Raw genomic sequence first — 14,704 nt, 5'->3', positions numbered from 1 at the left:
TGAGCTTGCCTCAAAACCGCTGGAGGCGCTCACTGTAACGCCCGAGGCAGTCAGCGACTGCGGAGGGACGGCAGGGCTGCTGCGTGGTGGGTTCTGAGGGAAACACTGGCATGACGTCCTGGAGGAGTTCGCAGCGCTTCGTTGGGCGCTATTCGGGAAGATTCCGCCATATGATCACTGAGTCTCCCTGTTCGCTTTCTATTGTAATCTTCCGGGCGCGTGTCTCGCCCGTGCTACGGACGTAAAACAAGCTCGTATCTGCCGCTCTGAAAACCTGAACGCCAGGGCCATGCGCGGTAAGGATCGCCTGAATCTGATCCGCGTCCTTCTCGCGGATTTCGGGTTGGCCGTCGATCACGCGCATATCGACTCTGCTAAGGCCGGGAATTTCTGGTAGATAAACCCCGGACGCTGTGAGAAATGCCTGACCCGAAATATCGAAGTGTTCAGTCCGATATTCTGACTCGAAGTGATAAACGCCCTCCTTCTTGGCGTCTGGATAGAAAAACCCATCCGTAACGGTGGTAGAAATGGCACCCAGGGATTTTGGGCCGGATAGCGCTTCCGATCTTTGGGCGTCGTTGCTGTTGGCTGCGCTTTCACAAGTCTCTTTTCAGCCAGAGCAGTTCTCGCCACATCACCTGGATCGCCACCCAATAGGTGTTCTCCTATTCAACCAAGAGGGCAGATCGCAGCGTCGCACCCGTGGGCGCGCAAGCAAAGCCCCCGAAAAGGGGCCAGAAACAGCCTGCAAACCGAGACGAATCGGGTTGAACTATTAACTCGATACCAGAGAATCATCCCGGTCCAACCCTTCGAACCCATGAACAACAGTCCGTTTGGGAAATCCGCATTTAAAGAAAGTCTCCCCAAGGTTTTTCCTTTCATGGCCCGAACTCCCAATAGCCAGGGGTTGGTCTTTCGGGCAGCCCGATTCTTTGGGGCAATTCTGTTCCTCGGTTTTTCCGGTCTGGCGGCGGATACTCCGAACAATCTCATTAGCAACGGCGGCTTCGAGGCGGGGATGCAAATCTGGAGGGGCGACGGTAAGATCGTCCTTTTGCCGGACGGTAATCGCGTTTGCGAGATCGAAGCTTCGAAAAGCCGGATGAAGGACCTCAAGCAGGAATTCCATTTGCGCCAGCTTCAGCAGGTAGAGGTGGTCTTTCGCGCACGTGCGATCAACTACACGGGGCCGGGCCTGCGCATCTCGATGCACCAACATGGTGGCGGCTCCATTATCTGGAATCGGGACCTGCCAGCGGATGGAAGTTGGCGAAGCTACCGCATCCTCTATACTCGGGCGACGGCAACCAACGACCTCCGGGAATTGAACATCGCGACGCTGCTGGGGTCCGGAAGCGTGCAGATCGATGACGTAGAGGTTCGTGAACCGAGCAAGATCGCCGGGGACGAGCCGACACCGCCTACGGTGGCACCCACCGCCACACCCGCTCCGCAGGCGACGCCTTTGCCACCAGCAGTGGCCAAACAACTGCCACTGCCCCCGATCCAGCCAACCCAGCCCAAGCCGGTGAACCAACCTCCGCAGCCGAGTTTGCCGCCCGGCACATTTGGCTCGTTGGAACAGGTCATGAATTCCGCACCGGCGGAAGCTTTGGAGAAGGTGAAAGACGAAGCTACCCGCCAAGAAGGGGCCGCCGAACTTGCCGACTATTTTTCGAAAAACGTGAAGGGGAAGCCCGCTCGGTTCCGGGTGAAGATCGATGAAGCGCGCCCGGAAATCAGCAAACCGAAAGAGTTCCTGGTCCACGTGTCGGACATTCCTGCTACGACTTGGAACGGCGCACGTATCGCGGTGTGGATGTGGGTGAGGTTCACAGAAGAGAACCCGACCGCTGCCGAGAAGCTTTCGGTCGGCTCGGAGCGCACGATTTCGGGCGTGATCACCCGCTGCCTGATTGCCAAAGGGGGGCGTCCGCGCATCGACATCGATGTGGGGCAGGCGAAGGTGGAGTAGCAGCCCTCCAGACGGCGGGGACTTCGGCGAATTCCAACTCGAGTCGCCAGGCGTGACCAACCAGAAACTGGAACAACCACCGAAACGCTAAATTGAAACTGCCGCTTTGAGCGGCTCACAATCTCAAGCCTCCGGCTTTGCCGGAGGTCTTTGACTCCGCTTGGTTGAAATAGAGGGCGCTATCTAATTCGTGAACACTGTCTAATTGTTGGCCGGGATTTCGATGAGCACCTCGTAGCGCGTGTGTTGAGCGTCGAAGGGCAGGGTAATCACGATTCGCCCTTCGGCCGGTTCGGCGTGGCCGTCTTTGACGTAAGGGTTGTGCGGCAGCTTCGGCCAGGCGAGTGTGGCTGTGGCAGGCAGTGTCAGTTGGCAGCCGGAATAGCGGAGTTGCCCAGCAAGTTCCCGGGCCGACCATTCCAGCGGAGCATTATCGAGCACGGCCGTTTGCCCGCTGCCATTTGTCAGGGTTTTGCCGATCTTCGGCAGGAGCGTGAGGTGCGCAGCCACCGGCAATCCAGACGTGAGGGTCGTCTCGACTTGATACGCAATCGTCTGCGGTGCGACCCAGCGGACGCGCAGGCGGCACTGCTCCGGGCCGTAGGTCAAGTCGAGTCCTGGTTCGGGGCCTTCAACGAGCTGGGCATCTGAGGGAACGTGAAATAGTCGCCCCGCCGGGGGAATGAAATTGGGATTTGTGTCGCCGGGCTGATGGACCAGGAGACTGGGATCGCCGACCGTGAAATTGCTCCACGCCGGCTGGAGCTTGGTGTTACCGCCACCGAGGAGGAGGCCGGTCTTGTCGTGGTAGATGCTGATCAGATTTTGCCGGTCCTGATGCCAGCGCACATTGGCGACCGGCGTGGTGAAAGCCGAGAGCGCGACGAACCAGCCATCGCGACGAATGGTGGCTGCTTTGGGCACGCCTGCCTCTGGAAGGATGAATGTGTCTTGGGCCGGCAGCGGAGTCATCGGCCCCTCTTCACCATGATGGACCATCGCGGCCATGAGGTCCGCATCCCTGGCGATCTTCGGCTCCCTGGCCCACTGCTGCTGGAGCCAGGCCCGGCCCACGGGTGAAAAGCTGAATCCCACATTGCCCAGGGGGACGACCGGGCTGAAGGGATTCCGCTGGTCGAGTGTTTCGACACTTCTCCCGTCGGGGTAGGTGAAGTGGGTATGGTAGGCGGCGGCCTTCTCCAAGGCCGGCAGCACGCGGCGATCATGCGACATGGCGTAGTAGTGGCCCAGGGCCTCGACATAGACGGCATTGTATTCCACCACCAGCGGCCCGCCCCCTTCCTTCCAATAACCGCCCTCGAACTGTGCGGCGACCACCTTCAGGAGAAAGTCGGCAGCCTGGCGGCACCACTCGGGACGGCCGAGCGTGAGTCCGGCCTGGTAGAGTCCCATCGCACGGAAAGAGGCAATGTTGTGGACCTCTTTCAGGTCGTTGCGGGCAATGGCCGTGAAGCCCAAGGTCAGGGCTTGCTGCCAGGCCTCGCGTCGCTCCGGCGGCATGTCGTCGCCGATCAACGCGAAGGTCATGATCCAGCGCGCATAGACCCAGGGCGAGCGGATCATACCCCAAGTGCTGCCATCCTTCTTGCGATAGACCCACGCTCCTTCGCTGTCCATGGCCTCGATGAGCGCATCGCCCGCCTTCACGATCACGGCCAGAAGCTTGGGATCCTTGTGGCATGGCTGGCCGGGCGTCGCGTAAGCCACGGCCAGGGCATACATTCGGTTCTGGTCCCGGCATTCCCATACCTTGCCATCGAAGTGGCCGGTCGCCGGGTCGTAGACCTTGAGGAGTTCCCGGACCCGGCCCGGCATCGCGGCCACAAATTTTTCCTTGAAGCGCAGCTCCTCCGCCGGGGCCGCGGCGTATAAATTACTGGCCTCGAGAAGCGTCAGGCAGGCCCACGAAATCAGGGTGAACAGGCGGATCATTTGGGTGGGTGCATTATGGTTTCAACCAATCGTCGCGATGCGTGGCGACGAAGTCGTCATCGTTCAAGTGCGGATAGGCCGCGCAGACGCGGTCGATCTCCTCGCGCTGGTGGCGGCTCAATCCTTCGCCCTCGTCCAGGCACCAGATGCCTTCGAGCAGGCCCTGGCGTCGCAGCACCTCATGCAGGCCCGCGATGCAGCCGCGGAAATCGTTCGCGGCATCGAACAACACCGCATTGCTGTCGGTGACCTCCACCCCCAGGCGCAGCAGGTCCGGCGTGACCTCGGCATTCCGGCAGCGCTCGAGCAGTGCCACCGCGCACTTTGTCCACACGGACCAATGGCCAAGCAAGCCGCCGACGAGGCGGCGTTCCTTCCCCGCGATCCGGTACGGGGTGAGCAAGTCGGCGACAATGTTGTCATCGTTGCCCGTGTAAAGCGCGATGTCGTCGCGACCGACTTCCATCACCGCGCGCACGACGTCGAGCGTCTGGTAGCGATTGAACGGCGCGATCTTGATGGCGACGACATTCTCGATTTCCGCAAAGCGCTGCCAGAAGGCGTGGGACAGCACGCCTCCACCCACGCTGCCCTGAAGGTAGAAGCCGATCACCGGAATGACCTCCGCGACGGCCCGGCAGTGCGCGATGAGTTCGTCAGGAGCCGCGTGCTTCATGGCGGCCAGACTGAGCAAGCCGGCATGATAGCCCAGCCCGCGAATCAGCTCCGCCTCGGTGATGGCCTGTCTGGTTTCGCCGCACACTCCCGCGATGCGCACCAGGGGATGGCTCGCCCGATCCATCTCCTCCTTGGCCAGCGATAAAACCGGCTCGAACAAGCCCACCTTCGCATGGCGAATCGCGAACTGAGTTGTGTGTACGCCCACCGCCAGCCCGCCGGCTCCCGCGGCGATGTAGTAGCGGCTCAGGGCCCGCTGGCGACGTTCATCGAGCTGGCGCGCCGCGTTGAGCGCGAGGGGATGCGCGGGAATGGCCAGTCCGCGATGCAGCGCGGCGCGAAAATCAAAACCGTCCATCGCGAACCTCGAAATGAGTGGGCTTGCCAATCGTCTGGCCGCCCGACTTCAGCCAATGAGCCGTCGCGTCGATCATCTCGTCCAACGAGACCGCTGGAGGGCCGAACAGCTCATCGGAGCGCTGGACGTCCCAAAGCCACGCCGTGGGACTTTCCTCGCCCGTGATCGTTACCGTCCGTCCGAGTCTTTCTCCAAATCGCTGCGCCAGCTCGCGAATGGAAATACGCTCCGGGCCCGTGACGTTCAGCGCCATCGGCGGCGAGGCCGTGTGCGCGAGGCATTGGATCGCGCGGGCATTGGCATCGCCCTGCCAGATCACCTGCGTGAAACCCATCGTGACATCCACCGGCTGGCCGGTGGCCACCTTTTGGGCTACATCGATCAACACGCCGTAGCGCAGGTCGATCGCGTAGCACAGTCGGAATAGGAGGAGATGCGTGCCGTGCAGCTTCGCGAAGTGCTCGAACACCCGCTCGCGACCGACGCAGGAGTTCGCGTACTCTCCCGGAGGGGTGAGCGGATCGTCCTCGCGCGCGCCTCGTCCGCTGACTGGCATCAGCGGATACACACAACCGCTGGAAAAGACGACGATGCGTGACTTCGAAAATCGCTCCACCACGAGCGCGGGCACGATGGTGTTCATCGCCCAGGTGCGTTCCGGCGCGTCCCCAGTGCCAAATTTCTGCCCGACCATGAAAATGATGTTCGGCGCATCCGGCAGTGCATCCACCTCATCGCGTTTCAGAAGATCACACGCGATGGTTTCCAGGCCATGCTGTTCCAGGCTCTCCACCGCACCGGCCGACGAAAAACGCGACACCGCGACGACGCGACGCTGCGTGTGTCCCATCTCGTCCAGCCCCCGGCGTACCATGCGGGCGAGCGTCGGTCCCATTTTTCCGCTCGCACCGAGGATCAGGAAATCCCCAGGAACCGCCTGCAGTGCATCCCGCACACCGGCGGTCGGGCGACTGAGCCGTTCTTCGAGTTCATCGATCGTTTCCGGGGGATTCATCAATTCCCAAAATTACGAGACCCCGTTGGTAAATGACATGGACAAGGCGCCGCATTTTTCTGGATTATTTCAAACACCCCCTTGAGCCGAAATCCACCCCATCACCATGACTGGCCGCTGCTGTTGGATGACAATTTCAGCATTCAAGTCCACTGGTTCGGCCGCTTTGCCGGCTACGCGGACTGGCGCATCGACCGCGTGCGCCTCACCCCCCACATGGTGGCGTTTTTCTTTGTCGAGAAATCCGCGTGCTCCTGCGAGTTGAACGGCTCCGCGCTGGAACTGCGGCAGGGTGATTTGCTCATCGTGCGCGGCGGCGACGAGTTTGAATTCCGTCATGATCGCACGAAGCCGGTCACCAGCCTCAGTGCCTGTCTTTCGCTCGGCCAGGGAGATGAGCCAAACGTGCTGCTCCAGCGCAAGTTGCCCCGGCGCGTTCGCTGGAAAGAGCCGAAAGCTTACGGCGAGGAGTTTGAAAAAGTGATGGCCGCCCTCGAGGAAAGCGGCCGGCCTGGCGGCGCCCTGCGGGCCAGCGGAGCGGTCCTGCAATGGCTTGGCAGTATCCTCGCGGGTTTGCGTGCTCCGCTCCTCGGCGGCGGCGAAGCCATGCGGGGACGGACTGCGCTGGATCGCGTCCTCCACTCCCAGCGCTGGGCCAGCGAACGTCTCAGCGAGGTCATCATGCTGGAACAATGGGCTGCGAGTGTGGGCATGCAGCCCGTTTATTTTGGCCGTGTCTTCAAATCAGAAACCGGCCAGCCTCCGATGGCTTGGCTCAATGAGCGCCGCTTGCAACTCTCCCGGCGTCTGCTCGGGCAAACGGCCCACCCCATCACCCAAATCGCCGCCCAGTGCGGCTTTGCCTGCCCCTTCTATTTTAGCCGCATCTTCCAGAAACGATTCGGTCAATCCCCGATGCGCTATCGGCAAGCGCAATGCTAAAGCGCTTCGTTCCCTCGCCGCGCTCGCCGCAAGCGCGCGCCAGGTAATAACCAGATCATCCCAGACCGGTAGGCCGTCTCCCGGCACCTGATAGTATTCCTCATGCTTCAACCTCATCAACGTGCCGCGATGATCCCGAATGAGCCCGGGACGCCTTGGTATTCCTTCCTCAAATCCCGGTTTATTGAGGCGCAACCGCCCTCGGGAAAAGGACCGCTTCTCTCCCTCGTGATCCAGACAATTCAGCAGCAGAGTCCGGTCCTTGCCGATATTCAGGGTCTCGTGGAACTATCCCTGGGTTCAGCACTGCCGGTGGTTTCTGCTTTCGTTGGCCAGCTCAACTTGGAGACCCGTGACTTTTCCATCCGCCAGGACCAGTCAGCCAAAATCTTCTCCGGTCAACTTTCAGATAATGGCAGGGTTATGGTGCTTCGTGAAGCTGGCCAAGCGAAGCAGATTCATTTGGTTCACGAGGCAACGCTGGCGCAGCTTCTCTAGCCCGTTCCGCCCCGCCACCCCCAGGCCAGCTCCCATGAACTCACGCCACCGTTCCTCACGCATCTCGTCCATCCTGTTTTTAGCTGGCATCGAGCTTCTGGCGACCTACAGCACCGCCGAAAGCGCCTCGCCCGTCCCGTATAAAATCGTCAACTCCGTGCAGTGGATGGGCACCGGTAGGATCGACTACGTTTACGCCGACAGTGATGGACGTCGCCTCTATGTGCCGCGTGGCGGGGAGGTTCTGGCCTTCGACCTCGATACGCTAAAGCAGGTCGGCACTCACGCAATAGAAGGTGGCCACGCACAATTTCCTGACCGCACTTGAGAAATGCCGTTCGTGGCGTCCGCGATGAGGTGGCAATCTTATCGCCCCTGCTGATCCCGATATTCAGGGGTGAGTCTCACGCCAGGCCAGCCGGGGATGTGACGAGTGCCATCCTTATCGCGACGCACAATGCGAGTAGGGCGCAGGATGCGGTTGTTCCGGGCAATTAGCTGATCAAACTCTTCGTCACTAAGATTGAAGCCGACTGAACGCAGATAGATGAACGAGCGGGAACTGCGCTTCAATTCGGAGACGAGCCGGTCCAGCAACGCCTTTTCCGATTCATTGGAAGGCTGGGCCGTGGAGGTTTTCTTCTCACTGTTGCCGCCATCACGCTTCATACCGGCGATCACGGGAGAGAGTGTCAGTGCGCTGAAAAGAATGATGATGATGGAGCGGCTGTTCATGGCGGGAGTTACGGAATCCATACGATCGTCGCAGGCGGTCCTCAAGCGTGAACCAGTGGCCGTCCACCGACTCAGGCCGCTACCTCGCTGGGCCCGGCTTTATACTTGAACTGAGCCACGGTGCATTCCTCGCTCGAAATATCCTCGCGCATCCCGCGGAACACCGGCTGGAAGATGGAGCCGGATTCGCGGCGAGCATACAGGTAGCGGCATTCCATGACCCAACCAGGAGCCGGGATGTCGTGATTGGGTGGAATGGTAATTCGTGCGGACTCCTCGCCGCTCACCGCGGCGTTGATGCCGGGTGTCGGTCACGCCCAAGGTGATGCCGCTTTTGCCTTGCGCGACTACGTGTTAACGGGTAACAGCGTTACCCATGAGAATGAATGGAATGAGGAGGTCCGAAGGTGGAACAACCACGTGGGTCGTGGTCTTGTTGTTGATGCTGGCGATCGTGGGCTACCTGGCCTGGCAGAAGTTCGCCTCGCCGACCCCGCCGCCGAAAGTTGTGGTCGCCCCAACACCGGCGCCCGCGACCCCGCCGCCGGCCACTCCCGAACCCGTCGTGGTCAAGGCGACTCCGACACCGCCTCCCGTGGTGGTGGTCGCGACACCGCCGCCCACTCCAGTCCCGACGCCACCTCCTCTCGATATCACGATGGTGGTCCGCACGCCGGCGCTTTGGCCGCAGCAGGTCCTGCTCGTTCAACCGGTTACCCTGCCGGTGATTCTCAATGGCCGAAACGTAGGCGAGGCGAAAGTCCCCGTGGGCACGGCGCTGCGAGTCCTCCGCCTCGGTGCCGAGCAAGTAGAAATCGAATACCAGAATGCGCGGTATACCATTCGTGTCGCTTCCACGGACCTGATGCAGCGCGCGCTGGCGGCGTTTCGCGCCAATGGCTCAGTGCTTCCGACCGCTCCCGTCGCAGCGGCCTCACAGGCCCCACAGGCCCCGGTGACGCCGGCCGTGACCCTGCCTCCCGGGGAGGCCGCCAGGCTGAAAATTGACGTCTCCGTCGATCGGAAGCGCACCAATGTCGCCAAGGACTCTGCCGCGGGGAACCGCGGAGAGGACGAGAAGGTCACCGAAAAATACACCTATGCGATCACCGTCCAGAGCCGGGAGTTTGTCGAGGTCCCGCCGCTCGATGTGCAGTACCTCGTTTTCGTCGAACGACAGAAATTGGGGTCCCAGAGAGACGATAATCCGATCGAGCGAATTACCGGATCGGGCAAAACCGGGCAGATGAATCGGAAGGATCCGACGCAAGTGGTGACCTCCAGCGAGTTCGAAATATCGAGACAAATCCAGAACTCGAAATATGGCGGCTATGTCAACGGTGGTCGTCGCAAAGTGGAGGACAGCATCGTCGGCGTTTGGGTGAAAGTGCTCAAGGATGGGCAGATCGTCGCGGAATACACCAACCCATCCACGATCAAGAAGCGCGGGTGGGACAAGAGCGAGGGAAAATAACCACCGCCGGTTGCTTTGCTCTACCAGCAAAGGCGATGGCGGCAACGTCGCGGCCGCAATGGGGCCGACAAAAGGCAACCCTTTTTTCGCGAACGATCGTGTGAGTTCGCTGGGATGGAGGTGAGCTCCCAGCTGGGCAAACGCGAAGAAGCCGCGCGAATCTTTGGCGCTCTCCATTCATGAAGCACCGAGGGAATGTGCCGGTTGGAGCAACGCACGCCGGGACTCGACTTTTCCACAACCCGGGCTACTCTGGGGCCATCAAAGCACATTTCACCTTCTCACGTCGGGGTCCGGACCGGATTGGTCTGGAGATTGCCAAGGTGCTAAGCCAAAAGGCGCCGTACGAGTTTAAACCGCTCTTTTTGATCGTTCACGCATCCCTTCGGTCTCAAAATGCCGCGGGCGGGGGAGATGAAATGCTGCGACTGCGGACCTACGAAAAGCTGCAAAAAATGGTGCAGGCGGGGATTGTTCAGAAGATCGGCAAGGAATACACTGGGATTACCTCGGCGTTGAAGGCCTTCATCAAATCCGCCACCGAAGTGAACCCGGAACGTCCTTCAGGGATTCAGAGTCGGCCTCCCATTGTCTCGAAGGCGGAGTCTTCCAAAACAACAACAACCAAAGCGAAAAATGCCAAAACCAAATTACCAGTTCGAAAAGCGCAAAAGGGACATGGAAAAGAAATCCAAAAAGGAGGAAAAGCGACTTCGCAAACTAGATAAGGCCAACAACCCTTCTGCGGAAAAACCCGCCGAGGGTGATTCGAGTGGGTCAGCGGCATGAGCTAAAAAGAAAAGCGCCCTAGATGGACTGGGACGCTGCTCTTGAAACAGGACGCAATGGAGTCCTGCGTCAGTGGCTGAGTCTGGCGGCCAATCTTTAGATTGGCTGTGAAATAACTCGCGTCCCCTCCCTGCGTGTCATTCTGAGCGGAGTGGAAGGAGTGGAACGACTGGAACGGAGTCGAAGAACCCCGTCGCTTTACCAGAAACAATCGCTGGTGGAAGCGACGGGGTTCTTCGACTCCGCGCCCCGCCACCTTACCACCGGAGCGCTCCGCTCAGAATGACACGCGGGGGGGAAGCGGCTATTTATTTTACCGTCTCTTACGGATGGTCTTCTATGAGCTCCGCCGGCGGCGGATGCGCTGGAGGCCGAGGGCCACGCCGAGACTGCCTGCGAGCATCGAGAGCGAGTTCGGTTCTGGAATGGCCATGATGGCCACGTCGTTGCCGCCCTCGAATGTTCCGCCGGAGAAGCTTGCCTGGTAGCTGATCGCGAATTCCTGGCCGCCCACGTTGAACGTGCCGAAGTTTGGCAGGTTCGGACCCGCTGCGCCCTGGTTCAGGAAGGTGCTGCTGACCGGCGATTGTTAATCCTTCCGTAGAAACCCTCATCCCTGTAGCGGAATCCTACGCTATCGCGTAAGTGAGGCGACTGTGGTTTTCGCGTTTCTTTCCTAAGACCGCCCGCCTATGCTGTATCGTATTCCCTAAGCACCCCGCGTTATGGGGTGTCGTTCATCCCACACCATCCAAATGAAAAAACTCGCACTCCTCAGCACAATTCTCGTCGCGGCCACTTCCGTGGTCTTCGCGGCTGACACCAAACTCGAAGGCAAAGCCACCTGCGCCAAATGCGATCTCGGGATCGCCGACAAGTGCCAGGCCGCTGTGGTCGTGAAAGGCGCCGACGGCAAGGAAGTAACCTACCTCTCCGAGCCGAACGACAAGGCCAAGGCTCTCCACAAGGAAATCTGCAAGGGCGGCAAGGAAGCCACGGTCGAAGGCACGGTTTCCGAGAAGGATGGCAAGAAGACCATCACGATCACCAGCTACGCGATCAAGTAAGCTAGTTTTCGTCTTTAAAGACTCACACAAAGGGCGTCCGGTCTTCCGGACGCCCTTTTGTTTTAGAGCGTGTACCGAAAGTCGGACAAAAGGAGTTTTCGACCACGGATTACGCGGATTTGCCAGCGCCCTCCGGCGCTGCCCTTCGGGCGACCTTCGGTCGGCTATCTCGCTCCGCTCGGTTCACGGATGAGACGAGCCGACGCGGATTTCTGTAATCCATGCCCGCAATCCGTGGTCCTTTCTCCGCTCAGATTGAATCTCGGTACACCTTCTTGGAGACCTAACCATTACCCACATCTTTTTTGGAGGTCCCGCGGAGAGAAGAAGTGCCTGCGAATCACGCAAATCACGCGAATAAAATCCTCCTCATTCGCGTTATCTGCGTGATTCGCGGGCCCCATCCGCAGTCTTTTTGAGATGTGGGTGATGCTTAGTCTTGGAGACTGTGAAATAAATAAACCGCTTTCCCCCGATGACCGCGAGGAGGGCGGTTTAAGTGGTCTCCGCGGGAGCGGCAGGCCGGTGATGGTTCTCTGGGATTTCGTTACTTCGCGAAGCCCTGGACTTTCAGCCAGTAGAGGCAATCCGCGACCCACGGGTGGTGCGGGCCGCCGGCGTGGCCGCCGCCGAGACCCATGCCGTGGGCGCCTTTTTGGTAGATGTGCAGATCGAAGGGGACGCCGGCATCGTGCAGGGCCTTGGCGAACATCAGCGAGTTTTCGACTTTCACCGCGTTGTCTTCGTAAGTGTGGAAGAGGAACGTCGGCGGTGTGTCCTTGGTGACGTGTTTCTCGTTGGAAAGCAGGTCGACGAGTTCCTGCGGCGGGTTGTCGCCGAGCAGATTCTTTTTCGAGCCGCCGTGGGTGAACGGTCCCATGGTGATGACCGGGTAGCAGAGGATGCCGATGTCCGGCCGCGAACTGAAGCGCTCGATGGGATCGGCGTCATCCGTTTTGCCGGCGTCGAAGTGGGTGAGCAGGGTGGAGGCGAGGTGGCCGCCGGCGCTCGAGCCCATGATGCCCACGCGCTTGACGTCGATGTGCCATTCGCCCGCCTTGGAACGCGCGAGGCGCACGGCGCGCGCGGCGTCGTTGAGCATCGCCGGATGGCGATACCCGTGCGAGCCGAGGCGATATTTCAAGACGAGCCCGGCGATGCCATTTTCCGCCAGCCACTCGGCGTAGCCCTTGCCCTCATGCGGCGCGAGACCGCCGTAGCCGCCGCCAGGGCAGATGACGATCGCCGCGCCGGTCGCCTTGTCCGGGGAGGGGAGGAAGGCGGTGAGCGTCGGTATGTCGTCATCCTTGTCGCCCAGTGCGCCCGGGGCCGCATTCGGCCAGAGCGGAATGGGCGCGAGCGGTTCGGCGTGGAGCGAAAGGGCGGTGGCGAGGGCGAGGAGGAAGAGCGGGAGGCGCATGGGAGAGGGGTGGAGGCGAGTGGTCCGCTCTTAATCTTAATCGTAATCTTATTCTTAATCCCCGGCAGAACGCCGCACCGGGATTAAGATTATGATTAAGAGTAAGATTAAGAAGCGGACCTCTTTTGTGCGGAACGCTTACACGTTCTCCGGCACCACGTACGGCTTGCGATACTCGCGGGTCAGCATCTTGTCCGCCGCGGCGTTGTCGATGAATCGCTCCGTCTTCGGATCCATCTTTAGGAATTCGCCGAGGGTGAGCTTGTCGACGTTGATGTCGACGTCGTTGGCCTTGAGATGCGTGGCCAGCCGCTCCAGCGAATCGAGCGCTTCCTTGTTGCCCTTGAATTTTTCGCGCAATTCATCCGGCGACGCCGTCTTGCCGAGGCGATAAGAGATATTCGCGGTGTGGCAGAGGGCGCTGGAGATGTGGCCGTCGATGATCTTGGCGTTGAGGTCGGCCGCTTTGCGGCTCTTCACGCAGGCGATGAAGTTGCCGAAGTGACTCTCTTCTTTCTCGGAGAATTTGCTGGTGGCGATCTTCGCCTTCTCGCTCTCGGAGATCGGGTTCGATTCGGTCATGCCTTTTACGCCGGGCGGGTTGCCGTACTTGCGGATGAGCTGGTCCTTGTTGTCGAAGACCGCGGCGTTGTTGTAATCGGGCACCACCACGTAACCGTTCTCGTACTGCGCGATCACGCCGATGCTGGCGCCGCGATACTTGTCCATTTCCTTCGCGTCGGTCTTCTCGGGCAGGCCGCGCACTTCGAAAATGAGCGGAGCCTTTTCGTAATCGTGGAAGACGAACATGGAGTTCGGCGTCTCGCCGTCGTCCTTGTAGCCGAGACGTCCGCCGACGGAGACGATCTTGGGCGAGAGCGCAGCCTCACCGGTGAAGCGGCGGGCGATGTCCATTTGATGGATGCCCTGGTTGCCGAGGTCGCCGTTGCCGTAATTCCAGATCCAGTGCCAATCGTAGTGGATCTTCTTGCGATGCGGCGGCACGAGCGGCGCGGGACCGGACCAGATATCGTAATCGATCGTCTCCGGCACCGGTTGATCGGCGGTGACGAGACCGATGCTCGGGCGGCGCTTGTAGCACAGGCCGCGCACATACTGCAGCTTGCCGAGCGGTTCGCTCTTCAGCCACTCGAGCACATTGGCGATGCCCGCGGCGGAACGGCTCTGCACGCCCATCTGCACGATGCGCTGATACTTGTCCGCGGCTTTCACGAGCTGGCGGCCTTCCCACACATTGTGCGAGACGGGTTTTTCCACATACACGTCTTTGCCGGCCTGAATGCCCCAGATGCCGGCGAGCGAGTGCCAGTGGTTCGGCGTGGCGATGGAGATGGCGTCGACTTCACCGGAATCGAGCAGCTTGCGGATATCCTTGAACGGCTTGACTTGGTTGTTCGCCTTGGCGAGCTGGGCCACGCCCTTGTCGAGCACGTTGCTGTCCACATCGCAGAGCGCGACGATGCGCACGCCTTTGAGATTCGAGTAAGCCTTGATGTGCGATTGCCCGCGGCCATTGAAGCCGACGACGGCGATGCGGATATCGCTATTCGCGCCCTCGGACGCAGCGCGAATGTAGGCGGGCAGGGAAAGCGCCGCGCCAGCGAGCGCGGATTGTTTCAGGAATGTACGACGATTGGTTTTATGCATCATGGGGAGTGGGGTGGGTTATTTAAAATGCGGAATGCGGAATGCGGAATGCGGAGTGCGGAATGCGGAGTGCGGAGTGCGGAGTGCGGAGTGCGGAGTGCGGAGTGCGGAGTGCGGAGTGCGGAG

Annotated in this window: 14 protein-coding genes; 7 read left to right on the top strand and 7 right to left on the bottom strand. The window is 60.3% G+C overall.

The features are described 5' to 3' along the window. Positions 1-886 precede the first annotated feature (886 nt). Positions 887-1,981: a carbohydrate-binding protein CenC gene (locus CFE428DRAFT_RS29485; protein WP_131990113.1), complete on the top strand. Its 1,095-nt coding sequence runs from the start codon at positions 887-889 to the stop codon at positions 1,979-1,981. A gap of 201 nt (positions 1,982-2,182) precedes the next feature. On the opposite strand, the gene CFE428DRAFT_RS29480 is transcribed toward CFE428DRAFT_RS29485, so the two are convergent. The 3 genes from CFE428DRAFT_RS29480 to CFE428DRAFT_RS29470 are packed head-to-tail and all read right to left on the bottom strand — an operon-like array spanning position 2,183 to position 5,985. After that, on the bottom strand, positions 2,183-3,934 hold the full coding sequence (locus tag CFE428DRAFT_RS29480) for a hypothetical protein (RefSeq protein WP_006983381.1): 1,752 nt from the start codon (positions 3,932-3,934) through the stop codon (positions 2,183-2,185). A gap of 13 nt (positions 3,935-3,947) precedes the next feature. Then, positions 3,948-4,970, bottom strand: coding sequence for a dihydrodipicolinate synthase family protein (locus CFE428DRAFT_RS29475; RefSeq protein ID WP_006983380.1), 1,023 nt, complete (start codon positions 4,968-4,970; stop codon positions 3,948-3,950). Continuing rightward, a complete protein-coding gene (locus CFE428DRAFT_RS29470) occupies positions 4,957-5,985 on the bottom strand; it encodes an NAD-dependent epimerase/dehydratase family protein (protein WP_006983379.1) in 1,029 nt (342 codons plus the stop codon). Before CFE428DRAFT_RS29470 ends, CFE428DRAFT_RS29475 begins: the two co-directional genes overlap by 14 nt. 81 nt (positions 5,986-6,066) lie before the next feature. On the opposite strand from CFE428DRAFT_RS29470, the gene CFE428DRAFT_RS29465 reads away from it, so the two are divergent. From CFE428DRAFT_RS29465 to CFE428DRAFT_RS29455, 3 genes are all read left to right on the top strand, one after another. Beyond that, entirely contained in the window at positions 6,067-6,927 is an 861-nt protein-coding gene (locus CFE428DRAFT_RS29465; RefSeq protein ID WP_131990114.1) for a helix-turn-helix transcriptional regulator, read from the top strand. 102 nt (positions 6,928-7,029) lie between these two features. Continuing rightward, positions 7,030-7,425: a hypothetical protein gene (locus tag CFE428DRAFT_RS29460; protein WP_131990115.1), complete on the top strand. Its 396-nt coding sequence runs from the start codon at positions 7,030-7,032 to the stop codon at positions 7,423-7,425. 34 nt (positions 7,426-7,459) lie between these two features. Further along, complete coding sequence (locus tag CFE428DRAFT_RS29455) at positions 7,460-7,753, top strand: hypothetical protein (protein WP_006983376.1); 294 nt, start codon at positions 7,460-7,462, stop codon at positions 7,751-7,753. Positions 7,754-7,791: 38 nt separating this feature from the next. Here CFE428DRAFT_RS29455 and CFE428DRAFT_RS29450 read toward each other — a convergent pair whose 3' ends face one another. Next, a complete protein-coding gene (locus CFE428DRAFT_RS29450) occupies positions 7,792-8,160 on the bottom strand; it encodes a hypothetical protein (protein ID WP_042726067.1) in 369 nt (122 codons plus the stop codon). A 391-nt stretch (positions 8,161-8,551) separates the two neighbouring features. Between CFE428DRAFT_RS29450 and CFE428DRAFT_RS29445 the strand changes: the two genes are divergently transcribed. Both CFE428DRAFT_RS29445 and CFE428DRAFT_RS37980 read left to right on the top strand, forming a co-directional pair. Continuing rightward, positions 8,552-9,634 (top strand): hypothetical protein, encoded by a 1,083-nt coding sequence (locus CFE428DRAFT_RS29445; RefSeq protein ID WP_131990116.1) that lies wholly within the window; start codon positions 8,552-8,554, stop codon positions 9,632-9,634. A 179-nt stretch (positions 9,635-9,813) separates the two neighbouring features. After that, complete coding sequence (locus tag CFE428DRAFT_RS37980; protein ID WP_006983372.1) at positions 9,814-10,362, top strand: hypothetical protein; 549 nt, start codon at positions 9,814-9,816, stop codon at positions 10,360-10,362. A 398-nt stretch (positions 10,363-10,760) separates the two neighbouring features. Here the strand turns inward: CFE428DRAFT_RS37980 and CFE428DRAFT_RS37975 are convergent, their stop codons facing one another. Further along, entirely contained in the window at positions 10,761-10,937 is a 177-nt protein-coding gene (locus tag CFE428DRAFT_RS37975; RefSeq protein WP_006983371.1) for a hypothetical protein, read from the bottom strand. 241 nt (positions 10,938-11,178) lie between these two features. On the opposite strand from CFE428DRAFT_RS37975, the gene CFE428DRAFT_RS29435 reads away from it, so the two are divergent. After that, complete coding sequence (locus tag CFE428DRAFT_RS29435) at positions 11,179-11,490, top strand: DUF6370 family protein (protein WP_006983370.1); 312 nt, start codon at positions 11,179-11,181, stop codon at positions 11,488-11,490. A 547-nt stretch (positions 11,491-12,037) separates the two neighbouring features. Here the strand turns inward: CFE428DRAFT_RS29435 and CFE428DRAFT_RS29430 are convergent. Both CFE428DRAFT_RS29430 and CFE428DRAFT_RS29425 read right to left on the bottom strand, forming a co-directional pair. Further along, positions 12,038-12,910: an alpha/beta hydrolase gene (locus CFE428DRAFT_RS29430; protein WP_006983369.1), complete on the bottom strand. Its 873-nt coding sequence runs from the start codon at positions 12,908-12,910 to the stop codon at positions 12,038-12,040. A gap of 138 nt (positions 12,911-13,048) precedes the next feature. Continuing rightward, entirely contained in the window at positions 13,049-14,581 is a 1,533-nt protein-coding gene (locus CFE428DRAFT_RS29425) for a Gfo/Idh/MocA family oxidoreductase (RefSeq protein ID WP_006983368.1), read from the bottom strand. Between the last annotated feature and the right edge of the window lie 123 nt (positions 14,582-14,704).

Origin of the sequence: Chthoniobacter flavus Ellin428 (assembly GCF_000173075.1) — a bacterium.
In the GTDB taxonomy this organism is placed as follows: domain Bacteria; phylum Verrucomicrobiota; class Verrucomicrobiia; order Chthoniobacterales; family Chthoniobacteraceae; genus Chthoniobacter; species Chthoniobacter flavus.
The sequence above is the reverse complement of the archived record's forward strand: the minus strand, read 5'-3'. Positions and strand labels throughout refer to the sequence as shown.

Coding starts and splice junctions, on each gene's coding strand:
- CFE428DRAFT_RS29450 (WP_042726067.1), bottom strand. CDS start 8,160: ATGAACAGCCGCTCCATCATCATCATTCTTTTCAGCGCACTGACACTC.
- CFE428DRAFT_RS29430 (WP_006983369.1), bottom strand. CDS start 12,910: ATGCGCCTCCCGCTCTTCCTCCTCGCCCTCGCCACCGCCCTTTCGCTC.
- CFE428DRAFT_RS29460 (WP_131990115.1), top strand. CDS start 7,030: ATGCTTCAACCTCATCAACGTGCCGCGATGATCCCGAATGAGCCCGGG.
- CFE428DRAFT_RS29480 (WP_006983381.1), bottom strand. CDS start 3,934: ATGATCCGCCTGTTCACCCTGATTTCGTGGGCCTGCCTGACGCTTCTC.
- CFE428DRAFT_RS29435 (WP_006983370.1), top strand. CDS start 11,179: ATGAAAAAACTCGCACTCCTCAGCACAATTCTCGTCGCGGCCACTTCC.
- CFE428DRAFT_RS29470 (WP_006983379.1), bottom strand. CDS start 5,985: ATGAATCCCCCGGAAACGATCGATGAACTCGAAGAACGGCTCAGTCGC.
- CFE428DRAFT_RS29455 (WP_006983376.1), top strand. CDS start 7,460: ATGAACTCACGCCACCGTTCCTCACGCATCTCGTCCATCCTGTTTTTA.
- CFE428DRAFT_RS29485 (WP_131990113.1), top strand. CDS start 887: ATGGCCCGAACTCCCAATAGCCAGGGGTTGGTCTTTCGGGCAGCCCGA.
- CFE428DRAFT_RS29425 (WP_006983368.1), bottom strand. CDS start 14,581: ATGATGCATAAAACCAATCGTCGTACATTCCTGAAACAATCCGCGCTC.
- CFE428DRAFT_RS29445 (WP_131990116.1), top strand. CDS start 8,552: ATGAGGAGGTCCGAAGGTGGAACAACCACGTGGGTCGTGGTCTTGTTG.
- CFE428DRAFT_RS29475 (WP_006983380.1), bottom strand. CDS start 4,970: ATGGACGGTTTTGATTTTCGCGCCGCGCTGCATCGCGGACTGGCCATT.
- CFE428DRAFT_RS37980 (WP_006983372.1), top strand. CDS start 9,814: ATGAAGCACCGAGGGAATGTGCCGGTTGGAGCAACGCACGCCGGGACT.